General features: G+C 66.4%; 18 protein-coding genes. 12 read left to right on the top strand and 6 right to left on the bottom strand.

The window, feature by feature from the left end; translation table 11 throughout:
• The first annotated feature begins 9 nt into the window (after positions 1 to 9).
• The 3 genes from K5K93_RS04515 (at position 10) to K5K93_RS04505 (ending at position 2,539) form a co-directional block, all read left to right on the top strand.
• Positions 10 to 1,251: a lipoprotein-releasing ABC transporter permease subunit gene (locus K5K93_RS04515; protein ID WP_093819978.1), complete on the top strand. Its 1,242-nt coding sequence runs from the start codon at positions 10 to 12 to the stop codon at positions 1,249 to 1,251.
• Positions 1,244 to 1,957 (top strand): lipoprotein-releasing ABC transporter ATP-binding protein LolD, encoded by a 714-nt coding sequence (lolD, locus tag K5K93_RS04510; RefSeq protein ID WP_222389961.1) that lies wholly within the window; start codon positions 1,244 to 1,246, stop codon positions 1,955 to 1,957. Before K5K93_RS04515 ends, lolD begins: the two co-directional genes overlap by 8 nt.
• Before the next feature lie 132 nt (positions 1,958 to 2,089).
• Complete coding sequence (locus K5K93_RS04505) at positions 2,090 to 2,539, top strand: DUF6491 family protein (protein ID WP_093820190.1); 450 nt, start codon at positions 2,090 to 2,092, stop codon at positions 2,537 to 2,539.
• Positions 2,540 to 2,605: 66 nt separating this feature from the next.
• On the opposite strand, the gene K5K93_RS04500 is transcribed toward K5K93_RS04505, so the two are convergent.
• The 3 genes from K5K93_RS04500 to ftsY form a co-directional block, all read right to left on the bottom strand.
• Positions 2,606 to 2,875, bottom strand: a complete 270-nt coding sequence (locus K5K93_RS04500; RefSeq protein ID WP_222389960.1) for an oxidative damage protection protein — start codon at positions 2,873 to 2,875, stop codon at positions 2,606 to 2,608.
• 5 nt (positions 2,876 to 2,880) lie between these two features.
• Positions 2,881 to 4,005 (bottom strand): A/G-specific adenine glycosylase, encoded by a 1,125-nt coding sequence (mutY, locus tag K5K93_RS04495; protein WP_222389959.1) that lies wholly within the window; start codon positions 4,003 to 4,005, stop codon positions 2,881 to 2,883.
• 116 nt (positions 4,006 to 4,121) lie between these two features.
• Positions 4,122 to 5,462 carry a signal recognition particle-docking protein FtsY gene (ftsY, locus tag K5K93_RS04490; protein ID WP_222389958.1) on the bottom strand — a complete coding sequence of 447 codons (1,341 nt, stop codon included), beginning with the start codon at positions 5,460 to 5,462 and terminating at the stop codon, positions 4,122 to 4,124.
• Between the two features lie 131 nt (positions 5,463 to 5,593).
• On the opposite strand from ftsY, the gene K5K93_RS04485 reads away from it, so the two are divergent.
• Positions 5,594 to 5,896, top strand: coding sequence for a hypothetical protein (locus K5K93_RS04485; protein ID WP_222389957.1), 303 nt, complete (start codon positions 5,594 to 5,596; stop codon positions 5,894 to 5,896).
• Positions 5,897 to 6,144: 248 nt separating this feature from the next.
• Here K5K93_RS04485 and htpG read toward each other — a convergent pair whose 3' ends face one another.
• Entirely contained in the window at positions 6,145 to 8,037 is a 1,893-nt protein-coding gene (htpG, locus tag K5K93_RS04480) for a molecular chaperone HtpG (protein ID WP_222389956.1), read from the bottom strand.
• Positions 8,038 to 8,660: 623 nt separating this feature from the next.
• Between htpG and rsmD the strand changes: the two genes are divergently transcribed.
• The 6 genes from rsmD to K5K93_RS04450 all read left to right on the top strand — a co-directional run bounded on the left by rsmD (position 8,661) and on the right by K5K93_RS04450 (position 13,491).
• On the top strand, positions 8,661 to 9,239 hold the full coding sequence (rsmD, locus tag K5K93_RS04475; protein WP_093819966.1) for a 16S rRNA (guanine(966)-N(2))-methyltransferase RsmD: 579 nt from the start codon (positions 8,661 to 8,663) through the stop codon (positions 9,237 to 9,239).
• 26 nt (positions 9,240 to 9,265) lie between these two features.
• Positions 9,266 to 9,775: a pantetheine-phosphate adenylyltransferase gene (gene coaD, locus K5K93_RS04470; RefSeq protein ID WP_008267036.1), complete on the top strand. Its 510-nt coding sequence runs from the start codon at positions 9,266 to 9,268 to the stop codon at positions 9,773 to 9,775.
• A 78-nt stretch (positions 9,776 to 9,853) separates the two neighbouring features.
• The gene (locus K5K93_RS04465; protein ID WP_025878827.1) at positions 9,854 to 10,345 is read left to right on the top strand and encodes a hypothetical protein; all 492 of its coding nucleotides are present in this window, start codon (positions 9,854 to 9,856) and stop codon (positions 10,343 to 10,345) included.
• Positions 10,346 to 10,477: 132 nt separating this feature from the next.
• Positions 10,478 to 10,759 (top strand): YfhL family 4Fe-4S dicluster ferredoxin, encoded by a 282-nt coding sequence (locus K5K93_RS04460; protein ID WP_025878828.1) that lies wholly within the window; start codon positions 10,478 to 10,480, stop codon positions 10,757 to 10,759.
• Positions 10,756 to 12,483, top strand: coding sequence for a gamma-glutamyltransferase (gene ggt, locus K5K93_RS04455; RefSeq protein WP_222389955.1), 1,728 nt, complete (start codon positions 10,756 to 10,758; stop codon positions 12,481 to 12,483). Before K5K93_RS04460 ends, ggt begins: the two co-directional genes overlap by 4 nt.
• A 120-nt stretch (positions 12,484 to 12,603) precedes the next feature.
• Complete coding sequence (locus K5K93_RS04450; protein ID WP_222389954.1) at positions 12,604 to 13,491, top strand: MBL fold metallo-hydrolase; 888 nt, start codon at positions 12,604 to 12,606, stop codon at positions 13,489 to 13,491.
• A gap of 344 nt (positions 13,492 to 13,835) precedes the next feature.
• On the opposite strand, the gene K5K93_RS04445 is transcribed toward K5K93_RS04450, so the two are convergent.
• Positions 13,836 to 14,129 (bottom strand): PsiF family protein, encoded by a 294-nt coding sequence (locus K5K93_RS04445; RefSeq protein ID WP_222389953.1) that lies wholly within the window; start codon positions 14,127 to 14,129, stop codon positions 13,836 to 13,838.
• Positions 14,130 to 14,247: 118 nt separating this feature from the next.
• Positions 14,248 to 14,880, bottom strand: coding sequence for a uracil phosphoribosyltransferase (gene upp / locus K5K93_RS04440; protein ID WP_025878832.1), 633 nt, complete (start codon positions 14,878 to 14,880; stop codon positions 14,248 to 14,250).
• Positions 14,881 to 15,033: 153 nt separating this feature from the next.
• Here upp and K5K93_RS04435 point away from each other — a divergent pair, with 153 nt between their 5' ends.
• Together K5K93_RS04435 and K5K93_RS04430 are read left to right on the top strand one after the other, a co-directional pair.
• The gene (locus K5K93_RS04435) at positions 15,034 to 17,592 is read left to right on the top strand and encodes a TonB-dependent receptor (protein ID WP_222389952.1); all 2,559 of its coding nucleotides are present in this window, start codon (positions 15,034 to 15,036) and stop codon (positions 17,590 to 17,592) included.
• Positions 17,592 to 18,710 (top strand): phytase, encoded by a 1,119-nt coding sequence (locus tag K5K93_RS04430; RefSeq protein WP_222389951.1) that lies wholly within the window; start codon positions 17,592 to 17,594, stop codon positions 18,708 to 18,710. Before K5K93_RS04435 ends, K5K93_RS04430 begins: the two co-directional genes overlap by 1 nt.
• The last annotated feature ends 49 nt before the right edge of the window (positions 18,711 to 18,759 follow it).

Below are 18,759 nucleotides of genomic sequence, written 5' to 3'. Positions count from 1 at the left end.
CGTGCCTGCATGTTCAAACCCATTCCCGTGGCCATTGGCCTGCGCTACCTGCGCGCCAAGCGCCGCAACGGCTTCATCTCCTTCATTTCGATGGCATCGATCCTGGGCATCGCGCTCGGGGTGACGGTGCTGATCACCACATTGGCGGTCATGAGCGGTTTCCAGAAGGAAATCCGCAGCCGCCTGCTGCAGATGACCGCGCACACCACCATCAGCCGCGACGGCGAACCGATGCCGGACTGGATGCGCGTGGTCGATGTGGCCAGCAAGGATCCGCGCGTGGCCGGTGCTGCGCCGTATATCGAGATCCAGTCGATGATCAGCGGCCCGCGCGTGCAGGGTGCGATCATCCAGGGCATCGACCCGGCACTGGAACCGAAGGTGTCGGTGATCGACAAGAAGGTCACCAAGGGCAGCTACGGCAGCCTGACCCCGGGCAGCTTCAACCTGTTGCTGGGCAAGGAACTGGCCGTCTGGCTGGGCGTGGACGTCGGTGACCAGGTGCTGGTGACCTTCGCCGAAGTGCAGGGCACGCCAGCCGGTGCGGTGCCGCGGATGAAGCGCTTCACCGTCAGCGGCATCTTCGAGGCCGGTTACAACGAGGTCGATCGCGGTGTGGGTTTTGCCAACATGAAAGATCTGGAGCGCGTGCTGCGTTCGGATGGCGCCACCGGCGTGCGCCTGAAACTGCATGACATGGACCGCTCGCTGGAGGTGGGCGTGGACCTGGCGCAGAACCTCGGCGGTGCCTATCGGGTCAGCGACTGGACCCAGCAGAACGCCAACCTGTACCACTCGCTGCGCATGGAAAAAGTGGTGATGGGCATCCTGCTCTCGCTGATCATCGCCATGGGCGCGTTCAACCTGGTGTCCTCGCAGGTGATGCTGGTGACCGACAAGCAGGCCGATATCGCGATCCTGCGCACCCTCGGCCTGACCCCGGGCGGAGTGATGCAGGTGTTCATGGTGCAGGGCTCGCTGATCGGCATCTTCGGCACCCTTGCCGGCCTGATCGGCGGCATCACCCTGACCTTGAACCTGGAACGCATCCTCGGCGCCATCGAGTCGGTGTTCAACGTCAAGCTGCTGCCGGAGGATGTGTACTACATCACCGGCCTGCCGACCGACATGCAGACCAGCGACATCGTGGTGATCACCCTGGTCGCGCTGCTGATGAGCTTCCTGGCCACTCTGTATCCCGCCTGGCGGGCAGCACGCACCCAGCCGGCGGAGGCCCTGCGCTATGAATAAGGTCTTCAACCGCGGCGATGAAGTGATCCGTGCCGAAGGGCTGGGCAAGACCTACGCCGAAGGGCGCATGCAGACCCCGGTGTTCGACGGGCTGGACCTGACGGTGACGGCAGGTGAGACGGTTGCGATCATCGGTGCCTCCGGTGCCGGCAAGAGCACACTGCTGCACCTGCTGGGCGGGTTGGATACGCCCACCGCGGGCGAGGTGTATGTCACCGGCCAGCGCATGTCGGCGCTGTCGGACACCTCGCGCGGCCTGCTGCGCAACCAGGCGCTGGGTTTCGTCTATCAGTTCCACCACCTGCTGCCGGAATTCACCGCGCTGGAAAACGTGATGATGCCGGTGATGCTGGCCGGTACCGCGGTGGCCGAGGCCACTACGCGCGCCACGGCGCTGCTGGAATCGGTCGGCCTGGGCCATCGCCTGGACCACAAGCCCGGCGAATTGTCCGGTGGCGAACGCCAGCGTGCCGCGGTGGCGCGCGCGTTGGTCAATCACCCGGCCTGTGTGCTGGGCGACGAGCCGACCGGCAACCTGGATGACCGCACCGCTGCGACCGTGTTCGAGCTGATGCTGGAGCTCAACCGTGCGCGGCATACCAGCCTGGTGCTGGTGACCCATGACCGCTCGCTGGCACGGCGTCTGGACCGGGTGCTGGAGCTGCGCGAAGGGCGCCTGCACGCGCTGGCCCACGCCGACGTCTGAGCGGCCGGCCAAGCGCCAACCAAGGTTGGCGACTACCGGATTCGATGCAGGGCCTGAACGGGGCTGCCGGCCGTTGCGCCGGCACCACCCCGGCGGGTGCATGATCGGCACAGTTCCCCCGCGGAGATCGCCATGAAGACCCCACTGTTGATCGCCGGGCTGTGCCTGGCCCTGGCTGGCTGCGCCACCACCGGGCGCTTGGGCAGTGCCGAGAAGCTGGAGCTGTATCGTGCCCACGCCGGCGCACCGCAGAAGGACATGCAGTTCTTCGGCAGTCTCAATGGCTGGACCGAGCTGGGCGACAGCGCGCTGGCGGTCTGGACCAAGCCCAGCGAGGCCTACCTGCTGGAACTGAGCGGGCCATGCCCGGATCTGTCCTACGCGCCGGCAATCGGCTTGACCAGCCACATGGGCCGCGTCTCGGCGCCGTTCGACAAAGTGCTGGTACGTGACCCGACCGGTGGTCCGCGCATGCCGTGCTTCATCAAGACCATCCGCAAGCTGGACGTGAAGTCGCTGCGGGCGGAGGAGAAGGAAATGCGCCAGGCGCAGGTGCAGGAGCGCGAAGAGTCCACGAAATAGGCCGGTAGCGCCGGGCCATGCCCGGCGGGTGCGGGAACGCCGGGATGGCCCGGCGCTACCGGCAGGTCAGGCTTCCGGGGTGAACCCGGCGGGCTTCTCCGCGTCCTTCTCGAACAGGAACTTCACCAGTTCCGTTTCCAGCCAGGCGCGATGCTCCGGCTTTCGCGGGGAAAGGCGGTTCTCGTTGATCAGCATGGTCTGGTGTGCCAGCCATGCGGTCCACGCCGGCTTGCCGATGTGGTTGAACACACGCTGGCCCAGTTCGCCCGGGTAAGGCACGAAGTCCAGGCCCTCGGCATCGCGTTGTTCGTACTGGCAGAAGACGGTTCGGGGCATGGCACTCACTCGTGGTTGCGGGATTTTGCGGAGGTTCGCTTCGGGCTCTTGATGGGCGCGCCCTCAAGCAGTTTGCGGATGGGGGCAGGCAAGCCCAGTGCAGGCAGTTCGGCGGCGCCAACCCAGCGCAGCGTGGGTTCTTGCACGCGCAGGCCGTGCACCTGCCGTGACAATACCTGCAGGTGCAGTTTGTAGTGGCTGAAGGTGTGCTGCAGCACTGGCAGTTCCTCGGCATCTTCCAGCGAACCATCGACGTGGACGTCGAACCAGTCCTGCAGCTCGCTGCCAGCATCGGCCTGCGGAAGCGTCCACAACTGTGCCCAGATGCCGGTGTCCGGCCGCTTCTGCAGCAGTACGCGCTGCTGCTTGTCGCGCAGCAGCAAAGCCACCGCCTCGCGTTCGGGCAGCGTCTTGCCTGGCTTTGCGGTTGGCAGCTCGGCGGTGCGGCCTTCGCGACGTGCCACGCAATCGGCCTGCAGCGGACAGATCACGCAGGCCGGTCTGGACCGGCTGCAGACCGTGGCACCGAGGTCCATCTGCGCCTGGGTGTAGTCGGCCATGCGTCCAACCGGCACCTGGGCGACCTGCGCTTCGGCGATGGCCCACAGCTGCTTTTCGATGGCGGGCAGGCCAGGGAAGCCTTCGACGCCGTGATAGCGGCTGAGCACGCGCTTGACGTTGCCATCGAGGATCGCGAACGGGTCGTTCCAGGCCTGGCTGAGGATCGCGCCGGCGGTGCTGCGGCCGATGCCGGGCAGATCGTGCAGGGCATCGAAATCACGCGGCAGGTCGCCGCCGTGCTCGGCCACGCAGCGCTTGGCGGCGGCGTGCAGATTGCGTGCACGGGCGTAGTAGCCCAGGCCGGCCCACTGCGCCATTACCGCGTCGTTGCTGGCGGCGGCAAGGTCGGGCAGGGTGGGGAAGTGCTGCAGGAACCGATGGAAGTACGGAATGACCGTGGCCACCTGGGTCTGCTGCAGCATGATCTCCGACAACCACACCCGGTACGGGCTGCGCGGATGCTGCCAGGGCAGGTCGTGGCGGCCGTGGTCGTCGAACCAGTGGAGCAGGCGGGCAACGAAGCCGTGCTCAGGGTCGGACGTGGCGCTGGCGTTCGGCTGGCGGGGCATCGGTACTCCAGGGGGCAGCCACCCATGGGGTGGCTCTACTACGGCAGCGGCCGGTCACCCATGGGGTGGCTCTACCGGGTTGCAGTAGAGCCACGCCATGCGCGGATGCGGGCGCGTCAGGCAGTGCCCAGTGCTTCGGGCAACAGGGCGTCGACGAAGGCTTCCGGATCGAACACGCGCAGGTCTTCCGGGCGCTCGCCGATGCCGGCGAAACGGATCGGAATGCCGAACTCCCGGGCCAGCGCGAACACCACGCCACCCTTGGCGGTACCGTCCAGCTTGGTCACCACCAGGCCGGTCACCTTGACTGCGGCATTGAACTGGCGCAGCTGCGAAAGCGCGTTCTGGCCGGTGGTGCCGTCGATCACCATCAGCACTTCGTGCGGCGCGTTCTCGTCGATCTTGCCGAGCACGCGGCGGATCTTGCCCAGCTCGTTCATCAGCCCGGACTGGGTGTGCAGGCGGCCTGCGGTATCGGCGATCAGTACCGAGGTGCCGCGGGCCTTGCCGGCCTGCAGCGCATCGTAGGCCACCGAGGCGGCATCAGCGTTCTGCCCCTGCGCGACCACGGCCACGCCGTTGCGCTCGCCCCAGATCTGCAGCTGGGCGACGGCGGCGGCGCGGAAGGTATCGCCAGCGGCCAGCATCAGGCTGTGGCCCTCATCCTTGAAACGCTTGGCCAGCTTGCCGATGGTGGTGGTCTTGCCGACGCCGTTGACGCCCACGGTCAGCACCACGAACGGCTTGGCGTTGCGGTCGATGACCAGTGGCCTGGATACCGGCTGCAGGATCGCGATCAGGTCCGCGCGCAGTGCCGCCAGCAGGGCATTGGCATCGATGAACTCGCGCGCCTTCATGCGCTTGCGCAGGTCGGCGATCAGGTCGGTGGTGGCGGCAACGCCAACGTCGGCGGTCAGCAGCGCGGTCTCGATCTCGTCCAGCAGGTCGTCATCAAGCTTGGGGTTGCGCGAGAACAGGCCGCCGAAACTGCGGGCAAACGCACTGTTGCGCAGGCGCTCGCGCCAGCCGGGCTTGCCCGCCGCAGCAGCCGGGGCATCGACCAGTACCGGCAGGTCGGCGGCGGGGGCGGCAGGTTCCTGTGCCGGGATGACCGGGGCCAGCGGGGCGAGCACCGCGGCAGCGGCGGCCGCTTCGGCTTCGAAGTTCTCCGGCGCCAGCACGCGGGCGGGCGCGGCTTCGGGGATGGTTTCCTGCGCCGTCTGCAGTGTTGCTTGCGGGGCCGGCGCGGTTGACGTTGCGGGCGCAACGACCTCGGGCGTGGCAGCTGGCACAGGCGCTTCCACCATCGGCGGGGCTACCGGTGCGGCCGGGGCCTGCTCGGGTGGCGCGGCCGACGGGAATGCCGCCGCCAGCTCTTCAGCCGAGTAGTGCTGGGTCTTGGGCGCGTCCGGTGTGGCGGCGTCCTGGGGCTTCTTGCGGCGGAAAAAACTGAGCATTGGCAAAAGGCGCTGAAATCAGAGGGATATGCTACCACCCGGGCCTGTATGGCCGGCGTGGACTCAAGGTCGCAGCTGCGCGGCCGTTAACCGGTCCGGAGGGCTGCGTTGGGTGGCCTGGGAGACCGCCGATGAACGATGTGACAGGTGTTGCGCTCAGCGGGATGCGTGCGGCCCAGCAGGGCGTGCAGGTGGCTGCACACAATGTGGCCAACCTGGCGACCCCGGATGCGCCACGACTGCAGCTGCAGCGCGATGCCGCAGCGCAGGGCGGGGTGGACACCCGCGTGACGTCCCATGGCGACACCGATCCGACCGCACCGCTGGGCGACCTGTTGGCTGCCAAGGCCGAGGTGGTGGCCTTCGCTGCCAATGGCGTGCTGATCCGCCGCGAGGACCAGATGCTGGGCTCGCTGCTGGATCGGCAGGCCTGATCGGACCGCATCTGGGATGGGTCTGATCCGACCGGCTCCGGGACGGGCTTGATCCGACCGGCTCTGGTAGGTGCCAACCTTGGTTGGCACGCTTTTGCAGTCAAGCCATGCTCGGCAGCTTTTCAAGCGGCAACCAAGGTTGGCATCTACCAGGCCAACAGCAGCGCCAACCAAGGGTGGCATCTACCGGGGCAATGGCGGTGCCAACCGAGGTTGGCACCCACCAGGCCGGGCGATCCCGGCATCGGTCAGGCCGACAGCTCCAGCAGCAGCTTGTTCAAACGGGCCACGTAGGCACCCGGGTCCTTCAGGCTGTCGCCGGCGGCCAGTGCGGCCTGGTCGAACAGCACCCGGCCCAGGTCGTCGAAACGTGCGCCATCGGCTTCAGCATCCAGCTTGGCGATCAGCGGATGACCCGGGTTGATCTCCAGTACCGGCTTGCTGTCGGGCACCTTCTGGCCGCTGGCTTCCAGGATCTGGCGCATCTGCAGGCCCAGGTCCTGTTCGCCGATGGCCAGCACCGCCGGCGAATCGGTCAGGCGGTGCGACACGCGCACTTCGGCCACGTCATCGCCGAGCACGTTCTTCAGGCGCTCGACCAGGCCCTGCTTGTCCTTGGCTGCGGCTTCCTGCTCCTGCTTGTCCGCTTCGCTCTCCAGCGCGCCCAGGTCGAGGTCGCCGCGGGCGATGTCGACAAAGCCCTTGCCGTCGAAATCGGTCAGGTAGCCCATCAGCCACTCGTCGATGCGATCGGTCAGCAGCAGGACTTCGATGCCCTTCTTGCGGAACACTTCCAGGTGCGGGCTGTTGCGCACCTGGCTGTAGCTCTCGCCGGTCAAGTAATAGATCTTGTCCTGGCCTTCGGCCATGCGGCCGATGTAGTCGGCCAACGAGACGGTCTGCGCATCGGCCTCGCCACGGGTGGAAGCGAAGCGCAGCAGGCCGGCGACCTTCTCACGGTTGTTGTAGTCCTCGGCCGGGCCTTCCTTCAGCACCTGGCCGAATTCCTTCCAGAACGTGGCGTACTGCTCGGGCTTGTCGCTGGACAGCTTCTCCAGCATGTCCAGCGAACGCTTGGTCAGTGCGGCCTTCATCGAATCGATGACCGGGCCGGACTGCAGGATTTCGCGCGAGACATTCAGCGACAGGTCGTTGGAATCGACCACGCCCTTGATGAAACGCAGGTACAGCGGCAGGAACTGTTCGGCCTGGTCCATCACGAACACGCGCTGCACGTACAGCTTCAGGCCCTTGGGCGCATCGCGGTGGTACAGGTCGAACGGCGCGCGGCCCGGCACGTACAGCAGCGAGGTGTACTCCAGCTTGCCTTCGACCTTGTTGTGGCTCCACGCCAGCGGGTCGCTGTGGTCGTGGGCGACGTGCTTGTAGAACTCGGTGTACTCCGCATCGCTGATCTCGGTGCGCGGGCGGGTCCACAGCGCGCTGGCGCGGTTGACGGTTTCCCACTCGATCGCGGCGCCTTCTTCGCCGCCTTCCTTGGGCATCTGGATCGGCAGGCCGATGTGGTCGGAGTACTTCTTGAGGATGCTGCGCAGGCGCCAGCCGTCGGCGAAGTCGTGCTCGCCGTCCTTCAGGTGCAGGACGATGCGGGTGCCGCGCTCGGCCTTGTCGATGCTGGCGACATCGAAATCGCCTTCGCCACGCGAGGTCCAGCGCACGCCTTCATTGGCGGCCAGGCCGGCGCGGCGCGAAGTGACTTCCACTTCGTCGGCGACGATGAAGGCACTGTAGAAGCCGACGCCGAACTGGCCGATCAGCTGCGAGTCCTTCTTCTGGTCGCCGGACAGCTGGCGCAGGAAGTCGCCGGTGCCGGACTTGGCGATGGTGCCGAGGTGGGTGATGGCATCGGCGCGGCTCATGCCGATGCCGTTGTCTTCGATGGTGATGGTGTGGGCGGCCGGATCGAAGCTGACGCGCACGCGCAGCTCGCTGTCGCCTTCCAGCAGCTCGGGCTGGGTCAGGGCTTCGAAGCGCAGCTTGTCGGCGGCGTCGGCGGCATTGGAGACCAGCTCGCGGAGGAAGATCTCCTTGTTGGAGTACAGCGAGTGGATCATCAGCTGCAGCAGCTGCTTGACTTCGGTCTGGAAGCCAAGGGTTTCGGTCTGGGTCGTCTCGGTCATCGGGTAGGGCTCCATGTGCGGTGCCGCGCAAGCGCGTGCGGCCTCGCCAAGGGGTAGGGGTGATTGTCCCGAAATCAAGGGGTTGGTCGGCCGGGCTGCGCCCGGCACCGGCCGAGGCCAAAGCAACAGCAACAGCAACAGCTGGCTCTGGGTTGTCTGTTCGCTTGGCGGAGCGATGTGGGTTGGCAGGACACGCCGTAAACCCTTCCATGGGGGCTCGTAGGCGCCATCCATGGCGCCTGCGGTCCTGCCAACCCACACCGCCCCGCCTCTGACAGATTCCCGGTGACGGAGCCGACGGCTGGCTTCTGATCTCATCAAATCCTTCGATATCTGACAGATGTTCATCCACGCATGGCGTGGATCTACAGGTCGCAGGAAACTGTCGAAGGCGGGGTGGGTCCGGTTGCGGGGGCGTGAGCGCCATGGATGGCGCGACCGAGCCTCCATGGACGGATTTACGGCGGCCCCCGCAACCGGGCCCACCCCGCCAACCCGCAGGAAGCCAGCTTCTGACGTTGCTTCGGCCGTTGCTTCGGCCTCTGCGGGTGCCGGGCGCAGCCCGGCCGAACTACAATCCCGCTCATGCTGAAATTCTCGAATGAACCTCGCCAGGGGCGCCTGTGAGCGGCCGCGGTGGCAACGAAGGCCAGGTGCGCATCATCGGTGGGCGCTGGCGCAATACCCGGCTGCCGGTGCCGACCCTGCCGGGCCTGCGGCCCAGCAGCGACCGCGTGCGTGAGACCCTGTTCAACTGGTTGATGCCCAAGCTGGGCGGGGCGCGCGTGCTGGACCTGTTCGCCGGCAGCGGCGCGCTGGGCCTGGAGGCGGTCTCGCGCGGGGCTGCGCATGCCACCCTGGTCGAGCGCGACCCGCAGCTGGCGCGCAACCTGTCGGCGGCCGTGGCCAGACTGCAGGCGGGTGACGTCGTGACGGTCGCCCAGGCCGATGCGCTGCGCTGGCTGCAGGCCGCGCCGGCACAGCAGGCGGATCTGGTGTTCATCGACCCGCCGTTCGCCGATGGCCTGTGGCAGGACGTGCTGGCCCAGTTGCCGCGGCACCTGGCCGCCGATGCCTGGCTGTACCTGGAATCGCCGGCCAGCCACGTGCCGGCGCTGCCCCCGGAATGGTTGCTGCACCGCGATGGCGGCACCCGCGAGGTGCGCTTTGCCCTGTACCGCCGCGCCGCTGCTACACTTTGACCTCATCTGAACATCTGCTACCGCCCATGACCGTGGCCAACCGCCGCATCGCCGTCTATCCCGGCACGTTCGACCCCATCACCAACGGTCATATCGACCTGGTGAGCCGGGCCGCGCCGCTGTTTGAAAAGGTCGTGGTGGGCGTGGCGCAGAGCCCCTCGAAGGGACCGGCCCTGCCGCTGGAACAGCGCGTGCAGCTGGCGCGTGGCGCCCTGGGCCACCACAGCAACGTCGAGGTCATCGGCTTCGATACGCTGCTGGCACATTTTGTTCGTTCGGTGCAGGGCGGTGTGCTGCTGCGCGGGCTGCGCGCGGTGTCCGACTTCGAGTACGAATTCCAGATGGCGAGCATGAACCGCCACCTGATTCCGGAGGTCGAGACCCTGTTCCTGACCCCCGCCGAGCAGCACAGCTTCATCTCGTCCTCGCTGGTCCGCGAGATCGCACGCCTGGGTGGCGATGTGTCCGGCTTCGTGCCGGCCGCCGTGCTCGAGGCGCTGCGCAAGGTCCGCGAAGCGAAGTCGGCGCAGTCGTAAGCCCTGGCCAGCAGTAGATCCTGTAGCACCACGCATTCCATTACGCACACCAACACGCAACATTCCGGGAGGAAACCCATGAACAACACCATGCGCGCGATGCTGATCGCTTCGTTTGCCCTGGCTTTCACCGCCTGCAAGAAGGAAGAAGCCGCTCCGGTCGACGAAGCCAAGCAGGCGCTGGTCGCGCCGGCCAAGGAAGACGACGCAGGCTGGAAGAAGTACCTGCAGGAAGTGGCCATCCAGAACATGGGCAACATCACCAACAGCCCGTTCCTGTACTACCTGTCGCCGGAATCGGATCCGGACTTCCAGGCCAAGTACGAGCGCCAGACCGAAAGCGCGACCCAGGCCGTGGCCCGTGGCGTGCAGCCGGGCAACATGCTGGCCTTCGGTTCGTCGGCCTCGGGCAAGATGGCTGACATGATCCAGACCGTGTTCAAGGATGTCTCGCCGGATTCGATGAAGGGCGTGCGCGTCGTCTTCATCGGCCAGTCCGCCGACAACGCCCGCGTGCAGGCCGTGGTCCAGCCGACCGGTGCCGAGTACATTTTCGTCGAAGCCAAGTAAGACCGAGCCGAGGCGGTCGTGCTTCGGCACGGCCCGGGCGGCGCCCTGCGATGGGCGCCGCTGATGACCTGACCGGCCCGCGCGCCCGCGCAGGCCGGTCCTTGTCCCAAGGCGCGGGCGTGGAGTATCGCCATGTCGCTGAAAATCAATGAGCTCTGCGTCAACTGCGACGTATGCGAGCCGGCCTGCCCGAACCAGGCCATCACGATGGGTGAAACCATCTACGTGATCGACCCCGCCCGCTGTACCGAGTGCGTGGGCCATTTCGACGAGCCGCAGTGCGTGGTCGTCTGCCCGGTCGAATGCATCGACCCCGATCCGGACATCGTCGAAACCGAAATCGAGCTGCTGGCCAAGTTGCGCCAACTGCAGCACGATCATCCCGAACTCTATGCGGAGCCCCCATCCGAATGAAGTCGTTCGCCCGCCCCCTGTTGCTGCTCGGCCTGCTGCTGAGTTCCCTCGCCTGGGCTGATGCCCCGGTCCGTGCCGAGCGCCCCGATGGCGCGGCCATCGCCAGCGGTCACGCCCTGGCCACCCAGGCCGGTGTCGACATCCTGGCCCAGGGCGGCAACGCTTTCGACGCGGCGGTGGCGGTGTCTTCCACCCTGGCGGTGGTCGAGCCGATCAGCTCCGGCCTCGGTGGCGGCGGCTTCTTCCTGCTGCACGATGCGGCCACCGGCAAGGACGTGATGCTGGACGCGCGCGAGACCGCGCCGGCCGCGGCCACGCCGCAGGCCTTCCTCGACAAGAAGGGTGACCTGGACCGCGACCGCTCGGTCAACGGCCCGTGGTCGGCCGGCATTCCGGGCCTGCCGGCGGCGCTGGTCGAACTGTCGGCCAAGCACGGCAAGCTGCCGCTGGCGGCATCGTTGCAGCCGGCGATCCGCATCGCGCGTGAAGGCTTCCCGGTGTACGACCGCATGGCCAAGGGCTATGCCTCGCGCCGTGAAGTGATGGAGCGTTATCCCGGTACGCGCGAGGTCTACCTGCGCAATGGCAGGCCGATAGCCACCGGTGACCTGTTCAAGCAGCCGGAACTGGCGCAGACCCTCGAGCGCCTGGCGGCCGGTGGCTTCGACGGCTTCTACAAGGGCCAGACCGGCAAGCTGCTGCTGGCCGGCGTGAAGCAGGCGGGCGGCAAGTGGACCGCCGAAGAGCTTGCCGGCTACCGCGTCAAGCAGCGCGCGCCGATCGTCTTCAACTACAACGGCTGGAAGATCACCACCGCACCGCCGCCGTCCTCCGGTGGCATAGCCCTGGCCAGCATGCTGCAGATCCTGGAAGGCTGGGACATCAAGCAGATGGATGCCGCGCACCGCACCCATCTGGTGGTCGAGTCGATGCGTCGTGCCTACCGTGACCGCACCTTCTTCCTCGGCGACCCGGATTTCGTGCAGATCCCGCAGAAGGTGCTGGCCAGCAAGGATTACGCGCAGGGCCTGCGTGCCACCATCCACCCGGAAAAGGCGACCCCCAGCGACCTGCTGTCGGGCAACCCGACGCCGCTGGAGGATGACGAGACCACCCACTTCTCGATCATCGACCGTGATGGCAACCGTGTCGGTGCCACCCAGACCGTCAACCTGCTGTACGGCTCGGGCCTGATTCCGAAGGGCACCGGCGTGCTGCTGAACAACGAGATGGACGACTTCGCGCTGAAGCCGGGAACGCCCAACGCCTTTGGCGTGATGGGCTACGCGGCCAACGCGCCGAAGCCGGGCAAGCGCATGCTCAGCTCGATGACGCCCACCTTCATGGAAAACGACGACAAGGTGATCGTGCTGGGCACGCCCGGTGGCAGCCGCATCATCACCATGGTGCTGCTGGGTATCCTGGGCTACGACGCTGGCCTGGATGCGCAGCAGGTCGCCGCGCTGCCGCGCTACCACCATCAGTGGCTGCCGGACCTGATCGAAGCGGAAAGCAATGCTTTCGACGCTGGCACCATCAAGCAGCTGCAGGCGATGGGCCACAAGATCGACCTGCCGGGCGAGGTCGCTGCCGGCGGCCGCGGCTCCAGCCACGTGTGGGGCAACCTGCAGACGGTGGAGTGGGACCGCAAGGCCAACAAGCTGTTTGGCGGCAGCGACCCGCGCAACCCGGTCGGCAGTGCCCAGGTCGTGCCGGCTCCCTGAGCCGGCGGTTGCGCCGGGCCATGTCCGGCGGACGCAAACCTGGGAACCCCGCCCGCAACGGCGGGGTTTTTCATTTCCCCACTAGCGATTATTTAACGAGCGGCCACCGATAATTGCCTCATGAAACTATGGTCGATCCGCGGTAATACCCAACGCCTGGATGGCGGTGCAATGTTCGGCAACGCGCCGCGCGCGTTGTGGGAAAAGTGGGCAGCACCGGATGAGCTCAACCGCATCGAGCTGGCCTGTCGTGCGTTGTTGGCGAGCCCGCTGGAAGGCAAGACGGTGCTGTTCGAAACCGGCATCGGTGCGTTCTTCGAGCCGCGCATGCGCGAGCGCTATGGCGTGCAGGAAAGCCAGCATGTGCTGATCGATTCACTGCGCGAAGCCGGCTTCGAGCACGAAGACATCGACGTGGTGGTGCTCAGCCATCTGCACTTCGACCATGCCGGCGGCCTGTTGGCCGCGTGGCACGAAGGCCGTGAACCGGAACTGCTGTTCCCCAATGCGACGTACGTGGTCGGTGCGCAGCACTGGCAGCGCGCGCTGCAGCCGCACCCGCGCGATCGCGCCAGCTTCATTCCAGAACTGCCGGGCCTGCTGCAGGCCAGTGGCCGCCTGGAAGTGGTGGACGGCGAGTATTCGAAGGTGCTCGGCCACAGCGTGCGTTTCAGCTACAGCGACGGGCACACGCCAGGGCTGATGCTGGCCGAGATCGTCGGGCAGGCACGCGCAGGCGAGGGGGCGCACGGCGGCGTGGTGTTCTGCGCCGATCTGATTCCGGGTCGCTCGTGGGTGCACGTGCCGATCACCATGGGGTACGACCGCAACGCCGAGCTGCTGATCGACGAGAAGCGGCAGTTCCTGGAAGACAAGCTGGCGCGCAACGTGCATCTGTTCTTCACCCATGATCCGCAGGTGGCGTTGGCGCAGCTCGGGCGGGATGAGAAGGGACGTTTCGTGACGCTGCATGAGCAGGGCGAACTGAAGGCGCGTGCGCTGGGGTGAGGTTGGCCGGCAGGGCTGCGCCCTGCACCTGCAGAGGCCGGAGCCGAAGCAACAGCAACAGCAACAGCGGGCTGTCCGTGGGGTGGCGGGGCGGTGTCGGATGGCGGGGAGGCCGCAAGTACGTCCTTGTAGGCTTTGCAGCCGCATCCATGCGGCTGACACCCCGCAATCCGACACCGCCCCGCCTTCGACAGTTTTCCGGTGACGGATGGGACACGCGGTGAGTCTTTCGGGGTCGGATCCCGTTGCTGGGCAACGGGCTCTGACCCCATTCGACGGACAGGTTCCAAGTGACGGTCAGTAGATCCACGCCATGCGTGGATGGGGCCTTTCTTCGCAGTTTTTTACGATGCCTTGAGGCAGCTGCTCATGAAGGTCTTGCGGGCGTCGCCGGCGAGCTTTTTGGTGGCAGCGTCTGCGTTGCACTTCTTCATGCGCTCCTGCGGCGTGGCAGGGGTTGCCGGTGCGGCTGCGTGCGAACTCAGGCATGCGCTCTGCGCGGACTTGTAGGCGTCGCCTTTCAGCCCTTTGTTCTTTGCTGCACAGTCGGCCATGCGCTGTTGCTGTGGGGTGGCTGCGTTGGCGGCAATCGGGAGGCCGACCAGCAGGGCGGCGGCGAGCAGCAAAGAGGCTTTCATGGTGGCTCCAGGGCAGGGCGGGTGCGCGGAGCATTCTCCCGTCGCTGCAAAGCCGGCGTGAAGGTGCCTGGAGCAGGTGGAGCACTTCCTTTCGAAAGCGCTCCGACCCCGGTCGATCTCAGCCCACGCGGGTACCGAAGATGCGGTCGCCGGCATCACCCAGGCCCGGCAGGATGTAGCCCTTGTCGTTGAGCTGCGCGTCGATCGCGGCGGTGTAGATCTCCACGTCCGGGTGCACGGCCTTCACCGCTTCGATGCCCTCCGGCGCGGCAACCAGGAAGATACCCTTGATCCGGCGGGCGCCGGCGCGCTTGAGCATGTCGATGGTGGCGATCAGGGTGCCGCCGGTGGCCAGCATCGGGTCGAGGATCAGCGCGTCGCGCTCTTCCAGGCGGCCGGTCAGGCGCTCGAAGTAGGGCACCGGCTGCAGGGTTTCCTCATCGCGCTGCAGGCCGACCACGCTGACTCGGGCGGCCGGAATCAGCGACAGCACGCCGCTGAGCATGCCCAGGCCGGCGCGCAGGATCGGCACCACGGTGATCTTGGCGCCGGCGATGCGCTGCACGGTGACTGGGCCGGACCAGCCCGGCAGGGTGTGCGGCTCGGTTTCCAGGTCGGCGGTGGCCTCGTAGGCCAGCAGCGTGCCCAGTTCGTTGGCCAGTTCGCGGAAATCCTTGGTGCTGAGCGCGGCGTTGCGCATCAGGCCGATCTTGTGCTGCACCAGCGGGTGGCGCACTTCGACGATCTTCATGGGAGGGTCTGGCAGAAGGGGAGGCCCCCATTTTAAGCGGAATGCGCGGTGGTGCCGAGCCGGGTCCGGCAGGCCAGGCTCCACCGGTGTCATGCCCATGCAACCTGCCGGACATACCGTGCTGACCCAATCTTTACACCGTTGGGGATAGCTGTGCAGAAGAAGAACACGTTGGGCCTGGCAATCAGCCTCTCGCTGCTGGTGACGGCCAGCCCGTCGGTGCTGGCGGCCGAAAACGCTGCCGCTGCCGTGGCAGGGGGTGCCGCCGCAGCGACCGATCTGGACCGCATCGAAGTGCGCGCGCAGCTGGAATCGCAGGTACGCGCCGTCGACCTGAAGCGCAGCAGCGATGCCATCGAAGACGCCGTGTCCTCCGACGCGCTGGGCCAGTACCCGGACAAGAACGTGGCCGAGTCGCTGCAGCGCCTGCCAGGCATCAGCGTGACCCGCGACCAGGGTGAAGGCCGGTTCGTGGTGGTGCGTGGCCTGGATGCCAACCTCAACAGCGTCAGCGTCGACGGCATCGCCATCGGCACCCCGGAAGATTCCAGCCGCGCGGCGCCGCTGGATGTGATTCCGTCCGATTCGACCGAACGCCTGCGCGTGGTCAAGTCGCCGACCCCGGACATGCCGGGCGACGCCATCGGCGGCGCGATCCTGGTTGAATCGGCCTCGGCCTTCGATCGTGACGGCCGCAGCCTGCGTGGCAAGATCGAAGCCAGCCACCAGCAGCTGTCCGGCGAAACCAGCCCGAAGGCGGCCTTCAACTACAGCGAAGTGTTCAACGACACCTTCGGCGTCGCGCTGGGCGTGAACTACCAGAAGCGCACGTTCGAATCGGACAACACCGAAGTGGAGTACGACGGCGAAGACGATGCCGCACCGGGCGACGTCACCGCGATCAACCTGCAGCACCGCAAGTATGAGATCGAGCGCAAGCGCATCGGCGCCAACCTCAACCTGGACTGGCGCCCGAACGAGGACAGCAAGTACTACCTGCGTGCGCTGTACAGCCAGTTCGATGATGCCGAAACCCGCCAGCGGGTGATCTTCAACTTCGATGACGCCAAGATGGTGAAGACCGGTACCGACCAGTACCGGTTGGACGGCATGCCGAAGGATTCCATCGACAAGCGCATGCGCTACCGCACCAAGGAAGAAAACACCTTTGCGGCCAGCCTGGGCGGCGAGAACACGCTGACCAACGCCGTGGTCGATTACAAGGTTGGTTTCACCCGAACCGAAGAGCGGGTGAACGATGAAATGGAGGCGCGCTTCAAGCTCAACGGCAAGGCCTTCAACGGTACGCTGGACCAGAGCAGTCGAATGCCCAGCTACAGCTTCGACAATCCGCAGTGGATGGACAACGCGAACTACGCGTTCGACCGCTTCGTGATTTCACCCAAGCAGGTGAACGACAAGGAGCACAGTGCACAGGTCAACGTCCGCTTCGACGGCGACAGCAGCAGCATCAAGTTCGGCCTGCTGGGGCGCTGGCGCGACCGCGACGTCAACGTCGACGAAAGCGAACTGCGCGTCGGCCCGAAGGTTGCCCTGTCCAGCTGGACCACCGGCTCCCCGGATCACCGCCACGGCACCCTGGGTGACGGCATGGATTCGGGCGCGATGCGCGCGTACTGGGCGGCCAACCGTGGCCAGTTCAGTGCCCGTCCGCAGGATGTCGGCGCCAACGCGATGACCTCGCTGGAAGAGGACTACACCGCCAGTGAAGACATCTTCGCCAGCTACGCCATGGGCACCTGGGATGTCGGTGCGCTGCGCATCATCGGTGGCGTGCGTGTGGAGAACACCCGCTTCAAGGCCGAGGGCAACCAGGTCGATGTGGCGGCCAACGGCCGCAGCTACACCGTAACCCCGCGCGTGGCCAACAGCAGCTACACCAACGTACTGCCGGGCCTGCACCTGCGCTACGACGCAGCCGATGACTGGGTGCTGCGCGCGTCGGCCAACAAGACCGTTTCGCGCCCGTCCTTCGGCGATATCTCGCCGCGCGTGGGCTACAGCCGCGGCGACGAGGAAGTGCGCCTGGGCAATCCTGAGCTGGACCCGTACGAGTCGAAGAACATCGACCTGTCGGTGGAGAAGTACCTCGGCAGCACCGGCATCGTTTCGCTCGGTCTGTTCCACAAGTCCATCGACGGCTATATCGTCGAGACGGTGCGCACCAATGATCCGGCCTACGGTGGTTTCGACGTGACCCAGCCGATCAATGGCCGCAAAGCCACCGTGCGTGGTGCGGAGCTGAACTGGCAGCAGCAGCTGGCCTTCCTGCCCGCCGGCCTGGACGGCCTGCTGGTGGGCGCCAGCGGCACCTGGCTGGATACCGGATTCGACGCTGGCATCGAGGATCGCGCCGGTGAGGATTTCACCCTGCCGCGTGCCTCCAAGCACGTGTACAGCGCCCACATCGGCTATGAAAAGTACGGCCTGAGCACGCGTCTGGCGGCGGTGTACCGCAGCGAGTACCTGGACAGCATCGGCAAGGGCCGTGCGTTCGACATCTACGTGGCGCCCAACACCCAGCTCGACTTCTCGCTGGACTACAAGTTCAACGCGAACGTGAGCGTGTATTTTGAAGCGCAGAACCTGCTGGACAAGCCGTTGGAGCTGTACCAGGGCACGCGCTCGCGCACCCTGCAGATGGAGGAATACGGCCGCACCTACGCCGTGGGCCTGAAGGTGGCGCTGTGATGGCGCGTTGCATGACCCTGATGGCGGCCTCGCTGGCAGCCGTTCTTGCCGCCGGCTGCACGCCGGCCGCGGACAAGGCGTCGGCAGCGGCTGCAGCAACAGGCGTTGTGGCTCCGGTCGAGCGCAACGTGGCGACCATCGCCGAGGCCTTCCTGACCCCGATGACCCCGGCCGACAACATCGATTCGCCCGCGTCCTGGCAGGCGCCGGATGGCACGACCTGGCTGATCGCCACGGCCAAGGCCACCGACAAGCTGGTGGTCTACGACGGCAGCAACGGCCAGCACCTGCGCGACGTCGGCAGCACCGGCACCGGCCTGGGCCAGTTCGATCGTCCCAACGGCATCGCGGTGATCGATGACCTGCTGTGGATTGTCGAGCGCGACAACCACCGTGTGCAGGTGCTTTCGCTGCCGGACTTCACTCCGTTGGCCACCTTCGGTGCCGACGACCTGCGCAAGCCCTACGGCCTGTGGGTGGACCGCCGTGCCGATGGCTACAGCGTCTACGTCACCGACTCCTGGGACAACGGCGAGGACGCACAGGGCAAGGACATCCTGCCGCCGCTGGCTGAGCTGGACAAGCGCGTGCGCCAGTACCACGTGTCCCGCGATGGCACGAAGGTGCAGGCAACACTGTCGGCCAGCATCGGTGATACCAGCGAAGCCGGCGCGTTGCGTGTGGTCGAATCGATCTGGGGGGATCCGGCCAATGATCGCCTGCTGATCGCCGAAGAGGACGAAAGCTACGCCAGCGAATTCAAGGTCTACACCCTGGCGGGGCGCTTCACCGGCACCACCTTCGGCCGCGACGTGTTCAAGGCGCAGGCCGAAGGCGTGATGCTGCGCACCTGCGGCAAGGACGGCTGGTGGATCACCACCGAGCAGGGCAAGCAGCGCAGCGTGTTCCATCTGTTCGACCGCCATACGCTGAAGCCGGTGGGTGCGTTCCAGGGCAATACCGTGGCCAACACCGATGGCATCTGGATGATGCAGCAGCCAACGCCACGGTTCCCGCACGGCGCCCTGTATGCGGTGCACGATGACCAGGGCGTGGTGGCCTTCGACTGGGAGAGCATCGCCAAGCAGTTGGCCCTGCCGCTGGAGTGTGGCTCGTGAGCGCGCGTTTGGTGCGCCTGCTTGCGATCGGGCTGCTGCTGGCATTGCC

Source organism: Stenotrophomonas sp. DR822 (assembly GCF_019793815.1).
Lineage (GTDB): Bacteria > Pseudomonadota > Gammaproteobacteria > Xanthomonadales > Xanthomonadaceae > Stenotrophomonas > Stenotrophomonas indicatrix.
Note: the sequence above shows the minus strand (reverse complement) of the source record. Positions and strands in the feature narration are given on the sequence as shown.

What these genes read in the sequence shown, in the direction of transcription:
- K5K93_RS04505 (WP_093820190.1), top strand. Translation starts at nt 2,090, where the DNA reads ATGAAGACCCCACTGTTGATCGCCGGGCTGTGCCTGGCCCTGGCTGGC.
- K5K93_RS04450 (WP_222389954.1), top strand. Translation starts at nt 12,604, where the DNA reads ATGAAACTATGGTCGATCCGCGGTAATACCCAACGCCTGGATGGCGGT.
- ftsY (WP_222389958.1), bottom strand. Translation starts at nt 5,462, where the DNA reads ATGCTCAGTTTTTTCCGCCGCAAGAAGCCCCAGGACGCCGCCACACCG.
- K5K93_RS04430 (WP_222389951.1), top strand. Translation starts at nt 17,592, where the DNA reads ATGGCGCGTTGCATGACCCTGATGGCGGCCTCGCTGGCAGCCGTTCTT.
- upp (WP_025878832.1), bottom strand. Translation starts at nt 14,880, where the DNA reads ATGAAGATCGTCGAAGTGCGCCACCCGCTGGTGCAGCACAAGATCGGC.
- K5K93_RS04445 (WP_222389953.1), bottom strand. Translation starts at nt 14,129, where the DNA reads ATGAAAGCCTCTTTGCTGCTCGCCGCCGCCCTGCTGGTCGGCCTCCCG.
- K5K93_RS04465 (WP_025878827.1), top strand. Translation starts at nt 9,854, where the DNA reads ATGAACAACACCATGCGCGCGATGCTGATCGCTTCGTTTGCCCTGGCT.
- mutY (WP_222389959.1), bottom strand. Translation starts at nt 4,005, where the DNA reads ATGCCCCGCCAGCCGAACGCCAGCGCCACGTCCGACCCTGAGCACGGC.
- htpG (WP_222389956.1), bottom strand. Translation starts at nt 8,037, where the DNA reads ATGACCGAGACGACCCAGACCGAAACCCTTGGCTTCCAGACCGAAGTC.
- ggt (WP_222389955.1), top strand. Translation starts at nt 10,756, where the DNA reads ATGAAGTCGTTCGCCCGCCCCCTGTTGCTGCTCGGCCTGCTGCTGAGT.
- K5K93_RS04460 (WP_025878828.1), top strand. Translation starts at nt 10,478, where the DNA reads ATGTCGCTGAAAATCAATGAGCTCTGCGTCAACTGCGACGTATGCGAG.
- K5K93_RS04515 (WP_093819978.1), top strand. Translation starts at nt 10, where the DNA reads ATGTTCAAACCCATTCCCGTGGCCATTGGCCTGCGCTACCTGCGCGCC.
- lolD (WP_222389961.1), top strand. Translation starts at nt 1,244, where the DNA reads ATGAATAAGGTCTTCAACCGCGGCGATGAAGTGATCCGTGCCGAAGGG.
- K5K93_RS04485 (WP_222389957.1), top strand. Translation starts at nt 5,594, where the DNA reads ATGAACGATGTGACAGGTGTTGCGCTCAGCGGGATGCGTGCGGCCCAG.
- coaD (WP_008267036.1), top strand. Translation starts at nt 9,266, where the DNA reads ATGACCGTGGCCAACCGCCGCATCGCCGTCTATCCCGGCACGTTCGAC.
- K5K93_RS04500 (WP_222389960.1), bottom strand. Translation starts at nt 2,875, where the DNA reads ATGCCCCGAACCGTCTTCTGCCAGTACGAACAACGCGATGCCGAGGGC.